The sequence below is a fragment of the Flavobacterium sp. FlaQc-57 genome, assembly GCF_044007395.1.
Lineage (GTDB): Bacteria > Bacteroidota > Bacteroidia > Flavobacteriales > Flavobacteriaceae > Flavobacterium.
The window spans coordinates 434,934-452,461 of record NZ_JBIPDA010000001.1; the positions used below are offsets into that span (position 1 = coordinate 434,934).

Sequence of the window (17,528 nt, forward strand, 5' to 3'; positions counted from 1 at the left end):
ATTCGATTTAGATAGTAAAATCTAAAATAGAATCGAAAAACTTCATTAGTAATGAACTGCCCCCAAAATGTGTCTAACATTTTGGGGGCAGTTCATTTTAAGGGAGCCTTTTTTTTTAACTTTGCATAAAATTAAACGAAATGAAAATAGTTATTATTGAAGATGAACATTTAGCTTCAAACTATCTAAAATCAATACTCGAACAGCAAAGTATAATTTCAATAAATGAAATTACAGTACTAAAATCTGTAAAAGATGCTGTAGCTTTTTTTGCAGTAAATACAGTTGATTTGGCCTTTATGGATATTCATTTAGGAGATGGCAAAAGCCTTGACATTTTTGAGCAAACGCTAATTTCGTGCCCCGTTATTTTTATAACCGCTTATGACTCTTACGCCGTAAAAGTTTTCAAGCACTTTACAATAGATTATCTTCTCAAACCTTATGAAGAAGAAGAATTATTGGAAGCTTTAATAAAATACAAAAACATAAAAGAAACCTTTAATACCAACTTAATTGTGGAATCACTGGTCGAAATTGAAAATCAAAGCAACATACAACATCATTTTTTGGTCAATCACAGAGACAAACTGTTATCTATAAATGATGCTGATATCACTTATTTTTTTGCCACCGGAAAACACTTGTTTATTTACACCAATTCGGGCAGCAGTTATTTATACAACAACAATCTAAAAGATCTTATCAATAAACTAAACCCTCTACTCTTCTTTAAAATCAATAGAAGTTATATTATTAACCGCCATCATATTCAGGAAATCGTTAAACATTCAAGTCAGAAAATCGAAATTCTGCTGAATGTTGCCCTTCCGGATAACGAACCTATTATTTTAAGTAAAAAGGAAATTAATAACTTCAAAAACTGGCTTGATTCTTAATAAAATCAAACAAGTTAAATCAAGTGAAATATTTCATAAAAAAGAGCTGATTTTAAAATCAGCTCCTTCAATTCAAATTAAAAGTTCGAAGCAAATTCCTTTGCAAAATCTTCCAGTTTTGTTTTTCCGTCAACAGCAGTTTTAGTACTCAAAAAATCATTCTGAATTTTTCCGCTTCTTAAACCTGCTCCCATTTCGGCATACAATCCTGCAATTTCTTCCGGTAATCCCGCTTGTTTCATTCCGCCAAGAGCTTCTTCATCGGTAAACTCAATCCAAGGCAATTCAGGTTTATCAATCGCAAGACCCAAAACAGTAGCAACATCATTTGGCGTGCGAACATCACTCACAATATAACGTACATTTACTCCTGATGATTTTTGTAATTCCTCGGCCGCAGCAGTTGCAATATCCTCAGGATGTACAAAAGGAATCGAAATTGTCGACGGATAATTAGACCCAATAATTCCTGCACCTTTAATTAGAGGTACATCATTATATAAATTTGTGTAGAAAAATCCCGCACGAAGAAAAGTAAATGAAATATTATCTAAACCTTCATAAATTTTTTCAATATTATGAAGTCCCGCAATTGGTCCGTTTCCGCCAGATAAATCAGCACCAATACTGCTTAACATAACCACACGTTTCACTCCCGCTTGTTTTATAGCTTCGGCCAAAGCTTTACCAGCATTTGTAGTATTTGCAAGAATATTAGCTCCTCCCAAATTTGGCGGTGTCATTGCAAAAACCGCATCGGCTTCAGCAAAAGTATTTTTCAAAAAACCAACATCGTCTACAGAACCAATTGCTGCTTTTGCTCCCAAAGTTTCAATAGCCTTAACTCTATCTGCATTACTGCTCACAACAGTTACCTCATATCCAGAAGCTATAAGTTTTGCAGTCAAAGGTTTTCCTATATTCCCTAATGAACCTGTAATTGTAATTTTCATATCTATATTATTTTTTTATTAGCAGTAACAAAGGTATATTTGTACTTACTTTTATACAAGTACTTACCCTAAAGTATGCACAATGACAGCAATCAAAGAAACATCGACAATTCAGGAAAATAAGCAATATGCCTTAGAAAAATGTCCTGTAACTTATGTAATGGAAAAAATTGGAGGATACTGGAAACCCATTATTATCTATCATTTATCTAATGGAAGTTTGCGTTATAGCGAATTAAAAAGAGCCATTCCTGCCGTTACCGAAAAAATGCTAATTCAGCACCTTAAACAACTTGAAGCCGATAATCTTGTCATTCGTGAAGCAAAACCTGTTGTACCTCCTTTTGTAACCTATAGTTTAAGTGCTTCAGGAAAAGGATTATTACCCGTTATTGAAGCCATGGCAACTTGGGCTTTCAAAGATAAAGAAAATGGCTTTAACGCTTATTAAATACTGTAAATCAATAAATTAAAAACGAAATTTTCTTATCACATTTGCTTAAATCTCTTTATTTTTATAAAAAATATCCAAATGAAAAACATATCAATTCCGCAAGCAGGTTTAATTTTAAGAGTCGTTTTAGGAATCACCATGCTTTCAGCTGTTGCTGATCGCTTCGGACTTTGGGGCGCTCCCGGTTCTCCCGGAGTAGCTTGGGGAAATTGGGAAAATTTTATCACCTACACACAAACCTTAAACGTTTTTGCCAGTAAATCTGTAGCCGGCATATTGGGCGCGTTAGCAACATTCTTCGAAATTCTATTTGGGATATCCTTAATCATCGGTTTCAAAACCCGAATTTCAGCTTTAGGAACATCGGCATTACTCCTGCTTTTTGCAATTGCAATGGCAACTTCATCCACCATAAAAGCACCTTTTGATTATTCAGTTTTAACCAGCGCTGCGGCAGCTTTATTGCTTTCTGTTATTGGCAAGACTTCTTTTGCAGTAGATAATAAATAAATAAATAAATGGATACAGTTTTCTCCTAACCGGTTTTAAAAACCTGTTAGGAAACTCAAATTTCATTCCTTTTCATGCCATCATAAATTATGGTTTTCAAAGGATCTGCCATTTTTAAGCCTTTTTTAAGCGCATAAACATTTCCCCACAAAATATCAATTCGTAAATTAGCCGAAACAAAATTTATCCGAATGACAGTACTTACATTTACCCTGATTATGATTCTTGGTGCTTTTTTAGCAGGTTTTATTGGTTCATTGTCAGGTTTGGGTGGCGGAATTATCATAATTCCACTTTTAACAGTCATTCTTGGCGTCGATATTCATTATGCAATTGGTGCAGCTTTAGTCTCTGTAATTGCAACTTCATCAGGATCAGCAGCGGCATATGTAAGAGAAGGAATCACGAATATGAGGTTGGGAATTTTTCTCGAAATTGCCACAACAATCGGAGCTGTTTGCGGAGCTTTACTTTCGACCATCGCTCCTACTTCATTCATCGCCGTATTGTTTGGATTGACTTTAATTTTCTCCGCTATAAATTCCCTTCGAAAAAAAGAAGAACATATTGTTTTAGAATCAAGTCCATTGGCAAAAAAAATGCGTCTGGACGGAACTTATCCTTCACACAACGGAGAAGTAATTAGTTACGGAACCAAAAATGTACTTGGAGGATTTAGTATGATGGGAATCGCCGGAATGATGTCTGGTTTATTAGGAATTGGATCTGGTGCTTTTAAAGTAATTGCAATGGATAATATTATGAGAATTCCGTTTAAAGTTTCGACCACAACCAGTAATTTTATGATGGGAGTTACTGCAATGGCAAGTTCTGTAATATATATTCAAAAGGGATATATCGAACCTGGAATTTGTATGCCCGTCGTTATTGGTGTTTTGTTTGGAGCCATGGCCGGTGCAAAAGTACTGGTAAAAACAAACCCTAAAAAACTACGAATCTTTTTTGCGTGCCTAATTTTTGTGCTTGCGATTAACATGATATACAACGGACTAAATGGAAAAATCTAAGGTTATGCAAAAAGAAAAATTTGGAGAAAAAGATTTTCAAACGATCGTTGGAAATTTATTGCGTTACGGTGTTTGGATTTCTTTATCTGTCGCTTTTATTGGTGGTATCGTTTATTTAATAGGACATAGTTCCGATATTGAAAACTACTCTGTATTTCATGAAAATGATCGCAATATCTTTGAAGTAATTTCAGCTATTTATAATGGCGTACTTCAGGGAAATGGTGAATCTATTATTTTCTTCGGGATCATATTGCTTTTTTTAACGCCAGTATTTCGTGTGCTACTGTCCTTGTTTTCTTTTCTTCTGGAGAAAGATTATCTGTATGTAGTAATTACGCTAATTGTTATTGTAATTATTCTAATCAGTGTTTCATTTGGATTTTCGCATTAAATCAAAGACTATTTTTTACCAATTGTCCCAATCGTTTTAGATCAAGTTCAACTTTTTCCTTCCATTCCAGACCAAAGTTAAGGCGCATACAATTATGGTATTGGTCGTGTTGTGTAAAAATTCTGCCCGGAGCAAAACCTATTTTTTGTTGGATTGCTTTATCATACAGAACAGCTGTATCAATACTTTTATCTAATTCAAGCCACAAAAATGATCCACCTTGCGGTTGTGAAATTTTGGTATTTTCCGGAAAATGATCTTCTATTGTCCTTTGAAAACGAAGTGAATTTGTATATAATGTACTTCTAAAAGTCCTTAAATGATGATCATATCGTCCGTGCTCCAAAAAATCAGCAATTACTTCCTGATATAACGAAGGCATACAAATAGTCTGAGCCATTTTTTGCTTAATGATTTTATCTTTAAATTTTCCGGGTGCAACCCAACCTACCCGATATCCCGGTGCCAAAGTCTTAGAAACAGAGCCACACCACATCACAATTCCTTCTTCATCATAATATTTGCAAGGCTTTGGACGAGTGGTTCCAAAAAATAAATTGCCATACAAATCATCTTCAATTAAAGGAATATTATGATAGGTAAGCATTTTTACCAGTTCTTTTTTATTTTCATCTGGCATCAAACTCCCCAAAGGATTACTGAAATTGCTCATAAAACAGCAAACATCAACTTTATGAATCACCTTTTTTAAAGCCTCTAAATCGACTCCCGTAATAGGATGAGTAGGTAATTCGATAATATTAAGTCCCACACTTTGTGCAACCTGGATAATTCCAAAATAAACAGGGCTCTCGATAGCAATAGTGTCTCCACGTTTTGTAACCGCCATTAAACAATTAAAAATAGCATTCATAGCTCCAGATGTGGTAACAAAATCATCTTCTGTCAATTTTCCTTCCAGTACAATGGCCCATTTTGCCACATTTCGTCTCAAATTGGCACTTCCCTGAACTGGTTCGTAACTTGTACCGCTTTCTTCTAAATTGCGTACAACTTTAGCAAGTCCTTTATTAAGTTTGGCGATAGGCAACAAACTCTGATCTGGAACTCCAATCGAAAATCTGGTAATGTTTTTGTCGCTTAAACTATCAAAAACTTTTGTTATTAAATCCTCAGAAGTAGATTGTTTCTCAGATAATTTAAGCTTATTCATTGAAGGAATAGACAATTTCCTGTTTGACGTTTTACTGATATAAAAACCGGATTTTGGTCGCGATTCTATCAACGATTTGCTTTCTAACTCCAGAAACGCTTGCTTAATCGTATTAAGACTCACATCGTGCAATTTCTGTAAAGCTCGAATTGAAGGCAATTTATCACCAATTTTTAAGGTCTCTGAGAAAATTTGCTCCTCAATAATGTTTGCAATTTTTAGATATAAAACCTCTCTAGCCATTTTTTTTTAAATCTTATCTGTGTCTGGTAAATTTACAATAAATCAATCTGTAACCGTTATAAATAATTAATTACAAACATTCAGCCAATTGAATAATCTTTCGGTTGCTTTTTGCATTTTAAGCGTGCGTGTTTCGGGATCTTTAAACGTCGAATAAAAAGTATTTTGGGCATGAGATTTCAAATTCTGCTCTGCTTCAATACTGTAAAATTCCTTTTCCCAATACGAATTTATCTCTGCTTTTCCTTCTTTGTCAATCACAGCAAAAGCATAACCAATTACTCGCTTCTCAAAAGAGGCAATACTTAGCGGAAGACCAAAATTATTTGTTATTTGTGATGGTTTCATTTCAAAACCAGTTCGGCTCTCAATCTTGTTTTGATAAATTGCAACCACCGATTTTAAAGATGCTATATTGATTGCTTCTAATTGAAGTTTTACTGTTTTAGTGGTATTCATTGCTATCGTTATTTTAATTTCTAAACAAAATTACTCTTCAAAAACATTTAGACACAGATACAAAAATCATTTAATTTATGGGTACAGTTGCTTTTTATTAGTATTCTTAAAACCGTTTTTTATAGAGATGAAAAATAAAATTTAATATCTTTACTAATATGATAGAAATAGGAATTGACAGTTTTGCTTCGGCAATGTATGGAGACAACAACACCCTTAGTAGTGTTGATGCGATGGAACAATTACTGCAAAGAATTGAGCTTGCAGACCAGGCTGGGTTAGATGTTTTTGGAATTGGAGAACATCATAAAAAAGAATTTCTGGATTCGGCTACCGCTGTAATATTAAGTGCTGCAGCTGCACGCACAAAACGCATTCGTTTAGCAAGTGCCGTTTCAGTTTTAAGTGCTGCCGATCCTGTTCGACTGTATCAGAGTTTCGCAACTTTAGACTTAATTTCAAAAGGAAGAGCCGAAATTGTTGTAGGCCGCGGATCGGCTATTGAAGCTTATCCCCTTTTTGGATTTAGTTTAAATGATTACGATGCACTTTTCAAAGAAAAATTAGAATTATTATTACAAATAAGAGACAATGAATTTGTAACCTGGTCAGGAAAATTTCGTCCTGCTTTAAATAATCTTCCCGTATATCCGAGGGCTTTACAAGAAAAGCTGCCAATTTGGTTGGGTGTTGGAGGAACTCCGGAATCATTTGTAAGAGCCGGATCACTTGGATTACCTTTAATGGTTGCCATTATTGGAGGTCAGACACATCGTTTTCGACCATTAATTGATTTATACCGCGAAGCCGGTAAAGCCGCAGGTTACAAACCCGAAGAACTTCAGGTAGGTTTGCATTCTCCCGGTTATGTTGGCAATACAACTGAAAAAGCGATAGCCGAATATTATCCCGGTTATGCTGAACTTTGGACTAAATTAGGATTAGAACGTGGATGGCCACCCGTAACAAAAGCTAAATTTGACGGGCTTATTGACGATGAAGGTGTTTTGATTGTTGGTGATCCTGAACGTGTTGCTGAGAAAATTTTACGCCATAGCGAAGCACTAGGCGGAATTTCAAGATTTACTTTCCAAATGGATAATGCTGGTCTTACCCATACTCAATTAATGAATGCAATAGAACTTATAGGATCAAAAGTAATTCCGTTGATTCAAAAAGGATAAATAAGTAATTGTGAATTGTTGCTTAACTTATAACTAGCAACAGATAATTCACAATTCACAATTACTTATTTACAATTATACTTAAAACTTATAAGTTACACCAACTCTAAAGTTTCTTGGTGCTTCTGTTTGCCAGTAGTAAGCACTAAGCCACTCGTAGTATGAACCGCTATAAAGATATTTATCAAGAATGTTAAACACGTTCGCAGTAATTTTTACTTTTCCTGTTTCATAAGATAAACCTCCATCAAGTTTAAAATAACTTGGTAACTTTTCAAGTCCTACACTCCAGCTATCTGTCTGGCGTCCGTCAAGGAAAGTTCCTCCAATCGAAGCACCAAACCCTTTTAATTTTCCATTTTGAACCGTATAATTTAACCATGCATTTGCTGTATGTTTAGCATATCCCGGCACAACAGAACCTACTGCAATACTCGAAATAGCAGAACTTGTTACTACAGATTCTGTAAAAGCATAATTTGCGATAAGATTTAAACCGTCAAATAATTTTCCTCTAACATCAAATTCAACCCCTTCAGCTCTTTTTTCTCCTAAAACAATTTTATATATATCGTTTGGTCCATTCGTAGGGTCAGCCGTAAGTTCGTTTTCTTTTACAATGCGATAAATTGACGCTGAAGTATTCCATGATCCGTCAAACCAATCTTTTTTGATACCAAATTCAATATTATTACCCGTTAATGGTTTTACTTTATCTCCATTTTTAATGATACCTGATTGAGGTAAAAATGCCTGATCATATAATCCGTACACTGCCAAATCATCTGTTACAGAAAAACTAACCCCAACACGTGGTGTAATGTGACTGTCTGCCTGAGTTTCTCCCCAACTTGTATCGCTAATCCAGGTATATCTTGCTGCAAGAGTTACTCGTAATTTGTTTTCAAAAAAACCAAGTTCATCCTGAATATATCCCGCTGCATATTCTGAATTCATTTTACCGCCAGCTCTCACTGAAAGTGGTGTTGTATGATCAAAAGCAGGAAAACCATTAGAAGGAGTTCCGTAATTAGGATTGTAAACATTAAATGGGTTTGCCGGAGTATCAAGATTATGAGATTGTCCCCAATCAGCCATATAATCTTTACTTCCCAAATCTACTCCACCTAATACTTTGTGCGTAATTGGTCCGGTAGTAAATTTTCCATTTACAAATATTTGACCTAAATACATATTACTTTCTGCATCCCAAATACCAACATTTCTGATAATATTTCCTTTTCCAAGAGCATTATCGTCTGAACCTACAGCACTTGGCCAAGAACTATATCCTTGTTGAAGATATTTAAAATATGAAGTTTGCGCGGTCAGTTTCCAATTGTCATCAAACTTATGTTCAAACATAAGATAACCACTGTGATCTTGTATATTAGTATCAGGCAATCCTGGTTGCGTCATAGTAAATCCAACCGGTAAAGTTGCGTACCCCTCAGATGCAGGACCAAATACATAATAAGAGCCCACCTCAGTCATGTTGGCATACTGAAAATTATATTCGGCAGTAATTTTTGTTTTATCATTAACCTGATACGTAATAACCGGAGCAATTACATAACGGTCATTGTGCTCAAATGCTCTGTGAGACCCCTTATTTTGTGCAGCCGCATTAAAACGGTACAATAATTTTCCTTGTTTATCCAGTTTTCCGTCAAGATCAATACTTACACGATAAAAGTCATAACTTCCTGCCATTACAGTAGCTTCACCCTTTGTAATTCCGGTTGGTTTTTTAGTCACCACATTATAAAGTCCGCTTGGATCACCACTCGAAAGCATAAATCCTGCTGGCCCTTTCACAAATTCAATATGATCTACAAAGCTCATATCTTCGGTAAGAGGCCCCCAAAAAGAAGACACTACATTAAAACCATTACGAAAAGCCTGAACTTGAGAACCACGCATTTTAATATTCGTATATAAATCTCCCCAATGCTCTGAACGTACCGCACCACTCACGTTTCTGATTACACCATCACTCATACTTGTAATTTGTTGGTCTTTTAAAGTCTGAGCGCTTACAATCTGAATGTTTTGCGGAATCTCAAGTACTGGAGTCTGAAGACGTAATGATAATGAAGGTTTGTCCTGCTTGTACTTGTTTTTTGTAATTACAACTTCATCAAGATCTTCCTGACTTTCAGAAAGCGCGAAATTTTTAGTTGTAGTTTGTTTTGAGATAACAGTAATTCTATCTTCAACAGGATGAATACCTACAGCTCTAATACTAATTGTATACGTCGCCGGTTTCACATTTTTAATTTCATACTGTCCATGTTCGTTGGTTACAGCATTATACTTTGTTCCTTTAAGAACAATCGAAATGTTTTCAGCAGGTGCGTTTCCTGTTAAAGAAATTTTCCCTACTACTTTTCCATTTTCCTGACTCATCATATGCAATGAACACAGAAATATTAGGCACAGTAAAACTCTTTTTATAGTCATTATATTTATTTTAATTGGTTTGATTATTTGGTCGCAAAAGTAACAGCTAAATATCTGTTTTCCAAATTATTTTTAATCATTCTAAATAAAAATAACTTTTATCACAAATTGCCACATTAATCCCTAAAAAACTAAAACATATTGTTTAGCAAAAGATTAAAAAACAAACCAGTCTGCTTATCTTTAATCTCGAAATAAAGAACGGACTATCAAAAACAAATTTTCAGATTTATGAGCACTCCCAAAACAGTTAGAAAAGTTGCTATTGTTGGATATAACAGAATTCCTTTTGCAAGAGCTAACACCGCATACGCTGAAGTAAGCAATCAGGAAATGATGATTGCTGCTCTTAACGGTCTTATTGATAAATATAATTTAAAAGGAAAACTGCTGGGAGAAGTCGTTGGTGGTGCTGTCATCAAACATACTTATGATAATAATTTGATCCGAGAATGTGTTATGAGAACGTCTCTTGATCCTGCAACTCCCGCTTGCGATCTGCAACAAGCTTGCGACACAGGAATAGAAAGTGCCATATATATTGCCAACAAAATTGCTTTGGGGCAAATTGAATCGGGAATTGCCGGTGGCGTAGATTCTATAAGTGATACTCCAATTGCTGTTAGCGAAAAACTTAGAAAAACTTTACTGAATGCCAGAAAAGCTAAATCATTAGGCGAAAAAATAAAACTCTTCTTAAAATTACGTCCAAAAGATTTTACACCGCTTGTTCCAAAAAATGAAGAATCGCAAACTGGCCTTTCTATGGGTGGTCATACTGAAATTACAGCGAAACACTATAACATTTCTCGTGAAGATCAGGATAATTTAGCATTGAGAAGTCACTTAAATATGGCAAAAGCCTACGACGAAGGTTTTTTTGACGATATGATTACTCCTTTTAACGGACTTGAAAAGGACAATAATCTACGTAAAGACAGTACAATTGAAAAATTAGCTCAATTAAAACCAGCATTTGACAAGGCTAACGGAACGCTTACGGCAGGAAACTCGACACCTTTAACAGATGGTGCTTCCTGCATTCTTCTGGCAAGCGAAGAATGGGCCGAAGCACAAGGACTCCCAATTTTAGCCTACATCACTTTTGCGGAAATTGCAGCTATCGAATATGTAAAAAATCAACAGAATCTTTTATTAGCGCCATTATTTGCAGCTAGCAGAATGCTCGAAAAAGCAAATCTAACACTGCAAGATTTTGATTATTATGAAATTCATGAAGCTTTTGCAGCACAAGTGTTAGCGACTTTAAAAATTTGGGAAAGTCCGGAATTAAGTGCTCAATTAGGATTAAAGAAAACGCTTGGTGCAATTGACCGAAACAAACTCAATGTAAAAGGAAGCAGTTTGGCAGCAGCTCATCCTTTTGCGGCAACTGGGGGCCGAATAATTGGCGTTATGGCAAAATTATTAAACCAAAAAGGCTCCGGAAGAGGATTTATCTCCATTTGCGCAGCGGGCGGACAAGGCGTTACAATGATTATTGAGAAGTAATAAATAATCTGTCAGGCTGAGCGAAGTCGAAGCCTTTTGTTACTTATCAAGCCTTCGACTACGCTCAGGGTGACAATAGTTTTCAAAATTGATAACCCGACAGGTTTTATCCCGAGACTGCGGGACTGTCGGGTTTAATAATTACGAAAATGTCCAACTATCGTAATTTTATTTTCTATTTAAAAAGCAAATTCCTCAACTGCTGACAAAGCTTTGGGTAATGCATTTTCTGCAAAATCAGGAATTGCAGTTCCTTCTACTCGAAAAGTGGTAACATCTGTTATTCCTAAAAACCCTAAAACAGCACGTAAATACGATTCAGAAAAGTCATAACTTTTGTAGGGACCTTCAGAGAATATAGCACCTGAAGCAATAGATAAAAATACTTTTTTATTCGTTAATAATCCTTTTGGCCCATTCTCATCATAACTAAAAGTCTTACCTGCTCTCGCCACTTGGTCAATCCAGCCTTTTAACACTGCCGGAATTCCAAAATTGTAAAGCGGAACACCAATTACGACGATATCGGCTTCTATTAAATCTTTAGTTGCTTTATCAGAATACTTAAGAGTTTCTTTTTGTGCATCAGTTTGCTGTTCAACTGGAGTATAAAACGCACTTATATCCAATTCACTTAAATAAGGCAAAGGCGTTTTTGAAAGATCAAGTGTTCGCAATTCAATCGCGTCATATTCTGTTTTGAGTTTTTCAAGAATAGCGTTCGATAATTTGTTACTAAAGGAAGCATCGCCTTTGATGCTGGTTACTATATTCAGAATCTTTTTACTCATCTTTTATAATTATTTTGTTTATGATACAAACTTATCTACATTTACTATCTCTTTTATAGTACTATCCTCAAGGATAGCGCTATCCTTGAGGATAGTAACGTAATACTTATGAAAACAAAAAGCGAAATAACACAAGAAATGGGTTGTGGCCAACCAGAAGAATGCCTGGCAGCACTATTACCTGTAAGAGATGCTCTAGAAGTTTTAAGTGGCAGATGGAAGTTGCCTATTTTGATTGCATTATCAAACAGGCCAAAACGATTTAAGGAAATTTCTAAAGATATAAACGGAATTACAGATAAAATGCTTTCAAAAGAACTTAAAGATCTGGAGATAAACAAACTCGTTACCAGAACTGTTTATGATACTTTTCCGCCTACTGTTGAATATGCAAGAACAGAACACAGCCACACTTTATATAATGTAATTGGAGCATTAAATGAATGGGGAACCTTACATCGTAAAGAGATAATTGGAAAGTAAAAAAATCAAATAAATGGTAAAAAAACACTGATAAAATCAATTTTCAGTAAGGTAAAAGTCAATTTTTTGTAGTAATTTAGAATTTCCAAAAATTTAGATTTCTTTTCTATTTTTTACGAATTCATTTTAAATAAAACAAAAATGATAGACTCAAAAATACCAGACGGTCCTCTTGCTGATAAATGGAATAATTATAAAGCAAAAGCGAAACTCGTAAATCCCGCCAACAGAAAAAAACTAAACATTATAGTCGTAGGAACTGGTCTTGCAGGTGCTTCTTGCGCGGCTTCATTGGCAGAGCAAGGCTATAATATAAAGTCATTTTGCTTTCAGGATTCTGCAAGAAGAGCACATTCTGTAGCTGCTCAAGGCGGAGTTAATGCCGCTAAAAATTACAAAAATGACGGCGACAGCACTTTCAGAATGTTTTATGACACCATTAAAGGCGGCGATTTTAGATCACGTGAAGCCAATGTGTATCGTTTGGCTGAATGTTCTGCACATTTAATAGATCATGCCGTTGCACAAGGCGTTCCTTTTGCCAGAGAATATGCAGGATATCTCAATAACAGATCTTTTGGAGGTGTTCAGGTTTCGAGAACATTTTATGCTCGCGGACAAACCGGACAACAACTTTTACTTGGTGCTTATCAAGGATTATTGCGACAAGTATCTTTAGGAAAAGTAAACTTACATACACGACACGAAATGCTGGAGTTGGTTGTAATTGATGGAAAAGCAAAAGGTATCATAGCACGAAATCTGGAAACAGGAGAACTTGAACGTCATGTTGCAGATGCTGTTGTATTGGCTTCGGGAGGTTATGGCAAAGTGTATTATCTCTCCACATTAGCGATGGGCTGTAATAGTTCGGCAATTTGGAGGGCACATAAAAAAGGCGCCTATATGGCCGGAGTAAGCTGGATTCAGTTTCACCCTACTTCACTTCCGCAACACGGAGAAAATCAATCTAAACTTACTTTAATGTCCGAATCATTGCGAAATGACGGACGCATCTGGGTTCCAAAAGCAGCAGCTGATGATCGAAATCCAAATATAATTCCGGAAGAAGAACGAGATTATTATTTAGAACGTAAATATCCTTCTTTTGGAAATCTTGCTCCCAGAGACATTTCATCAAGAGCTGCAAAAGAAAGAATTGATGCCGGTCATGGTGTTGGCCCAATGAAAAATGCCATTTATCTTGATTTTTCTGATGCTATTAATGCGCAGGGAAAAGATAAAATTGAAGCCAAATACAGTAATCTTTTCGCTATGTATGAAAAAATTACCGGAATCAATGCTTATAAAGAACCAATGTTAATATCTCCATCAGCACATTTTACAATGGGCGGACTTTGGGTCGATTATGAATTAATGACTTCTATTCCTGGATTATTTGCCTTAGGTGAAGCTAATTTTGCCGATCATGGTGCTAATCGATTAGGTGCAAATTCTTTGCTACAGGCTTGCGTTGATGGATATTTCATCGCTCCGTATACAATTCCTAATTATTTGGCAGGTGAATTAAATGCTCCTAAAAATGATATTTCGCATCCCGCTTTTGACGAAGCTGAAAAAGTTGTCAAAGCACAATTAGAGCGATTTTTAAATAGTAAAGGAACACTCTCCACAGATCATTTTCATAAAAAAATTGGAAGATTACTATATGAAAAATGCGGACTTTCCAGAAGTAAAGAAAAGTTGGAAGAAGCTTTAAATGAAATCAAATTACTAAAAGCTTCTTTTGAAAAAGATCTACTGATAACGGGAGATGATGCATTGAACAGCGAATTAGAAAAAGCCGGCCGTATTGCTGATTATATAGAACTGGCCGAATTAATGTGTTATGATGCCTTGCAAAGAGAAGAATCATGCGGTGCGCACTTTAGAGAAGAATATCAAACTGCCGATGGCGAAGCGGTTCGAAATGATAAAGATTTCTGCTACGTTTCGGCTTGGGAATGGAAAGGAAAGGGACATAAACCTGAACTGCATAAAGAACCTCTTGTATTTGAATCTGTTGAACTTGCGGTAAGAAGTTATAAATAATTGTAAATTATTAAATTAATTAACAATCTATAAAACTCAATCCTACCACTTGCAAACAATTCATAATTAACAATTTATAATTAATAACTACCTATGAAATTATATCTTAAAATATGGCGACAACTTAATACTTCTTCAAAAGGAGAAATGGTAAATTATGAAATTGACGGCGTTTCTGAGCATATGTCGTTTCTTGAAATGCTGGATCTTTTGAACGAATCATTAATTCAGAAAAGAGAACGTGTTATTGAATTTGATCATGATTGCAGAGAAGGAATTTGCGGACAATGTGGTGTTATGATTGACGGAAGAGCGCATGGACCTTTAAAAAACACTACAACTTGCCAACTTCATATGAGAAGTTTTAAAGATGGAGATACCATTTATATTGAACCTTTTCGTGCCAAAGCATTTCCTGTTTTAAGAGATTTAAAAATAGATCGATCGGCTTTTGATTCTATTATTGAAGCCGGTGGCTTTATCGGAGCTTCAACTGGTCAGGCGCCTGAGGCAAATACTATTCCGATATCATATGAAACTGCCGAAGCTTCTTTTGATGCTGCAGCTTGTATTGGCTGTGGCGCATGTGTGGCAACCTGTAAAAATGCCAGTGCAGCCTTATTTGTTGGCGCAAAAATAACGCACTTAGCTTTGCTTCCGCAAGGAAAAATTGAAGCCTCAAAAAGGGTATTAACAATGGTGCAGCAAATGGATTCTGAAGGTTTTGGTAACTGCTCTGACACTAGAGCTTGCGAAATCGAATGTCCACAAGGAATTTCTATTCTTTCTATCGCAAAAATGAATGCTGAATACAGTAAAGCTGTGATTTTTAGAAAGTAATAAAATACATTACATTTATTTTGAAACACATAGTAAACCCGACAGTCCCGAAGCTTCGGGATAAAACCTGTCGGGTTTTTATTTATATAAAACAGCCTTTATACCGCGAAATAAGGCGTTAGGATATCTTCAAAATTATACAATCCTTTTTGTTTGTGTTCCAAATTCTCGGCAACAAAAACAACTCCGTTTCCAAATGCCTCTCTTGAAATTGATTCATGAATTAAGCGAACGGTTTGATACGGAAATCCAAATATAACTTCGTGTTTGCCAACAATTCCTCCTGCCCTAACAGAATTAATATCCTTTTTATCAATATCCAAAGCTTCTGCAATTTTAACCGCTGTACCAGAAGTTCCTTCTTTCTTTTTAAAATGCTCTTCATTCACTTCAATATCAACCCAAGGTGCAATTTTCTTCAAAAATTTAGCTGCAAAAAGTAAATAATTTACTCCAAGCGTAATATTCGGTGACCAAAATACGGTGGTTTTATGGGCTAATTTTTTTAATAACTGTACTTCTTTTTCTTTATAATGTGAAATTGCCGAAATTATCTTCACCTTTCTTTCGGCTGCAAGTTCTCCATAAGTATAAATACCATCACTTGACGAAAAATCAATAATCACATCAACAGGATGTTTATCTAAAAGCTCTTCCATTGTTGTTTTGGAACTAGAGTAAATTAGCCCCGGTTCGTCTGACTGAATACCAAAAAATTCCGGAACAGATCTATGTTCTAAAACAGTACTTTGTCTTAAAACCCATTCCAGGCAAAATTTCTTGTTTTCAAGTAGTATTGAAGATACTGATTTTCCAGTCTTTCCGAATCCGATTAGTCCTATTTTCATAATTTATTTTTTTATTGAGCAGAACGCTCGTTAATAGAAATTGGCATATTTTGAAGTTAATGCCAAATCAAAAATTTAATTATTATCTAAGTCGATAATGATACTCTATTAGTAAAAATAGGGATAATATAACGGGAAGTCTAAAGATTATTACGTTTTGTAACAATAAAAAAACTCCTTAACAGGAATAATAGTGTCAAAATATTTTTGATAACCTTAAAAATTGGAAAATTGCAATTCTTTAAAATTACTTGATTTTTGATGTTTTGCGTTTATTGAACATAATTTTCAAAAAAATAAAATTGTTATGATTTTATATTTATAGCCCGTTGGATATAATTAGCAAAAAAATAATTTAACACATAGAATCATAGATTTTAGATGTGCAAAAGAATACAAATAAGAAATTAATTTCTTTCACATAGAACTATGTTCGTTAATACAAGTGAAACGTCTTGTATAAATTTACAATCCCGACGCCACGGGACTATGAATCTATGTGTTAAAAAGTTATACCCAATATGTTATATAAAATTTAAAAATAACATCAAATTTTAGTGTGTTTATAAATAAGAAACTTATATTTGCAACAAAGTTGCGTTAGTTAATAAGTCACAAAGTCCACTAAGCGCGTCGATTTCCAAAGCAAGAATGAAAAAGAAAATTATCTTAGTTAATCTTTTTATGGCTGTAACCGTATTGTTCGCAATGCTGTTTCAGACGGTTCACTCTTACGAGCATCTTTATAAACAATTATCCCAAAAACAGTGTGTTCATCATAATGTCGAAGGGCAAAAGCAAATAACACACAGCCATTCTGTAGACAACAATTGTCACGTTTGTCACTTTGCTTTTAGCACATTTGTTCCAAATTCATTTCAGGCTTTATCCTTTCATAAAGTAAGCGTCGAAACTTCTTATGTTATCTTTTATACAAAAGTCGCTTCAACTTTTTTCAAAGGAAGTCTCTTCGCTCTTAGAGCACCTCCTGCTTCATTATAGTTTACTATACTTTTATTTTCGAAAAATTAAAAGTACCTCTTCCCTTTTTTCAATGGGTTAAAGGGCGACTTATTTCTTGTTTTATTTGAGACAATTCTTTTTACGAAGAAATTGTGCGGAATATTATTTCAAAAAAGCACTTTTACTTTTCAGATTCCAATAAAAGACTTTCTACAAAAATCGTAGTTAACTGCCCTATTCTACATTTTCAAATAGAGAAAAAGCTCTGGCTTGCTGTA

At 35.0% G+C, this 17,528-nt stretch carries 17 protein-coding genes; 11 read left to right on the forward strand and 6 right to left on the reverse strand.

Annotation, left to right across the window (positions count from 1 at the left end; all coding sequences use genetic code 11):
• Window positions 1-140 precede the first annotated feature (140 nt).
• Window positions 141-899, forward strand: coding sequence for a LytR/AlgR family response regulator transcription factor (locus ACHRVZ_RS01785; RefSeq protein ID WP_395420393.1), 759 nt, complete (start codon window positions 141-143; stop codon window positions 897-899).
• Window positions 900-976: 77 nt separating this feature from the next.
• Here ACHRVZ_RS01785 and ACHRVZ_RS01790 read toward each other — a convergent pair whose 3' ends face one another.
• A complete protein-coding gene (locus ACHRVZ_RS01790; RefSeq protein WP_395420394.1) occupies window positions 977-1,852 on the reverse strand; it encodes an NAD(P)H-binding protein in 876 nt (291 codons plus the stop codon).
• Between the two features lie 82 nt (window positions 1,853-1,934).
• Between ACHRVZ_RS01790 and ACHRVZ_RS01795 the strand changes: the two genes are divergently transcribed.
• From ACHRVZ_RS01795 to ACHRVZ_RS01810, 4 genes are all read left to right on the forward strand, one after another.
• A complete protein-coding gene (locus ACHRVZ_RS01795) occupies window positions 1,935-2,303 on the forward strand; it encodes a winged helix-turn-helix transcriptional regulator (RefSeq protein WP_395420395.1) in 369 nt (122 codons plus the stop codon).
• An 81-nt stretch (window positions 2,304-2,384) separates the two neighbouring features.
• Window positions 2,385-2,816: a DoxX family protein gene (locus ACHRVZ_RS01800; RefSeq protein ID WP_395420396.1), complete on the forward strand. Its 432-nt coding sequence runs from the start codon at window positions 2,385-2,387 to the stop codon at window positions 2,814-2,816.
• Window positions 2,817-3,007: 191 nt separating this feature from the next.
• Window positions 3,008-3,844 carry a sulfite exporter TauE/SafE family protein gene (locus ACHRVZ_RS01805; protein WP_395420398.1) on the forward strand — a complete coding sequence of 279 codons (837 nt, stop codon included), beginning with the start codon at window positions 3,008-3,010 and terminating at the stop codon, window positions 3,842-3,844.
• 4 nt (window positions 3,845-3,848) lie between these two features.
• On the forward strand, window positions 3,849-4,238 hold the full coding sequence (locus ACHRVZ_RS01810; protein WP_395420399.1) for a DUF1634 domain-containing protein: 390 nt from the start codon (window positions 3,849-3,851) through the stop codon (window positions 4,236-4,238).
• A 1-nt stretch (window position 4,239) separates the two neighbouring features.
• On the opposite strand, the gene ACHRVZ_RS01815 is transcribed toward ACHRVZ_RS01810, so the two are convergent.
• Together ACHRVZ_RS01815 and ACHRVZ_RS01820 are read right to left on the reverse strand one after the other, a co-directional pair.
• Window positions 4,240-5,655, reverse strand: coding sequence for a PLP-dependent aminotransferase family protein (locus ACHRVZ_RS01815; protein WP_395420400.1), 1,416 nt, complete (start codon window positions 5,653-5,655; stop codon window positions 4,240-4,242).
• A 66-nt stretch (window positions 5,656-5,721) separates the two neighbouring features.
• Window positions 5,722-6,114 carry a hypothetical protein gene (locus tag ACHRVZ_RS01820; protein WP_395420401.1) on the reverse strand — a complete coding sequence of 131 codons (393 nt, stop codon included), beginning with the start codon at window positions 6,112-6,114 and terminating at the stop codon, window positions 5,722-5,724.
• A 161-nt stretch (window positions 6,115-6,275) separates the two neighbouring features.
• Here ACHRVZ_RS01820 and ACHRVZ_RS01825 point away from each other — a divergent pair, with 161 nt between their 5' ends.
• Window positions 6,276-7,298: an LLM class flavin-dependent oxidoreductase gene (locus ACHRVZ_RS01825; RefSeq protein ID WP_395421286.1), complete on the forward strand. Its 1,023-nt coding sequence runs from the start codon at window positions 6,276-6,278 to the stop codon at window positions 7,296-7,298.
• 81 nt (window positions 7,299-7,379) lie between these two features.
• On the opposite strand, the gene ACHRVZ_RS01830 is transcribed toward ACHRVZ_RS01825, so the two are convergent.
• Window positions 7,380-9,761, reverse strand: a complete 2,382-nt coding sequence (locus ACHRVZ_RS01830; RefSeq protein ID WP_395420402.1) for a TonB-dependent siderophore receptor — start codon at window positions 9,759-9,761, stop codon at window positions 7,380-7,382.
• 231 nt (window positions 9,762-9,992) lie between these two features.
• On the opposite strand from ACHRVZ_RS01830, the gene ACHRVZ_RS01835 reads away from it, so the two are divergent.
• Window positions 9,993-11,273, forward strand: coding sequence for an acetyl-CoA C-acetyltransferase (locus tag ACHRVZ_RS01835; protein ID WP_395420403.1), 1,281 nt, complete (start codon window positions 9,993-9,995; stop codon window positions 11,271-11,273).
• 179 nt (window positions 11,274-11,452) lie between these two features.
• Here the strand turns inward: ACHRVZ_RS01835 and ACHRVZ_RS01840 are convergent, their stop codons facing one another.
• Window positions 11,453-12,064 carry an FMN-dependent NADH-azoreductase gene (locus ACHRVZ_RS01840; protein WP_395420404.1) on the reverse strand — a complete coding sequence of 204 codons (612 nt, stop codon included), beginning with the start codon at window positions 12,062-12,064 and terminating at the stop codon, window positions 11,453-11,455.
• A 108-nt stretch (window positions 12,065-12,172) separates the two neighbouring features.
• On the opposite strand from ACHRVZ_RS01840, the gene ACHRVZ_RS01845 reads away from it, so the two are divergent.
• The 3 genes from ACHRVZ_RS01845 to ACHRVZ_RS01855 all read left to right on the forward strand — a co-directional run bounded on the left by ACHRVZ_RS01845 (window position 12,173) and on the right by ACHRVZ_RS01855 (window position 15,439).
• Window positions 12,173-12,547 (forward strand): winged helix-turn-helix transcriptional regulator, encoded by a 375-nt coding sequence (locus tag ACHRVZ_RS01845; protein WP_395420406.1) that lies wholly within the window; start codon window positions 12,173-12,175, stop codon window positions 12,545-12,547.
• Between the two features lie 141 nt (window positions 12,548-12,688).
• Window positions 12,689-14,599: a fumarate reductase/succinate dehydrogenase flavoprotein subunit gene (locus ACHRVZ_RS01850; RefSeq protein WP_395420407.1), complete on the forward strand. Its 1,911-nt coding sequence runs from the start codon at window positions 12,689-12,691 to the stop codon at window positions 14,597-14,599.
• A gap of 93 nt (window positions 14,600-14,692) precedes the next feature.
• The gene (locus ACHRVZ_RS01855; RefSeq protein ID WP_395420408.1) at window positions 14,693-15,439 is read left to right on the forward strand and encodes a succinate dehydrogenase/fumarate reductase iron-sulfur subunit; all 747 of its coding nucleotides are present in this window, start codon (window positions 14,693-14,695) and stop codon (window positions 15,437-15,439) included.
• A 98-nt stretch (window positions 15,440-15,537) separates the two neighbouring features.
• Here the strand turns inward: ACHRVZ_RS01855 and ACHRVZ_RS01860 are convergent, their stop codons facing one another.
• Window positions 15,538-16,287 (reverse strand): 4-hydroxy-tetrahydrodipicolinate reductase, encoded by a 750-nt coding sequence (locus ACHRVZ_RS01860; protein WP_395420410.1) that lies wholly within the window; start codon window positions 16,285-16,287, stop codon window positions 15,538-15,540.
• Window positions 16,288-16,938: 651 nt separating this feature from the next.
• Here ACHRVZ_RS01860 and ACHRVZ_RS01865 point away from each other — a divergent pair.
• The gene (locus tag ACHRVZ_RS01865; RefSeq protein WP_395420412.1) at window positions 16,939-17,289 is read left to right on the forward strand and encodes a hypothetical protein; all 351 of its coding nucleotides are present in this window, start codon (window positions 16,939-16,941) and stop codon (window positions 17,287-17,289) included.
• Window positions 17,290-17,528: the final 239 nt, after the last annotated feature.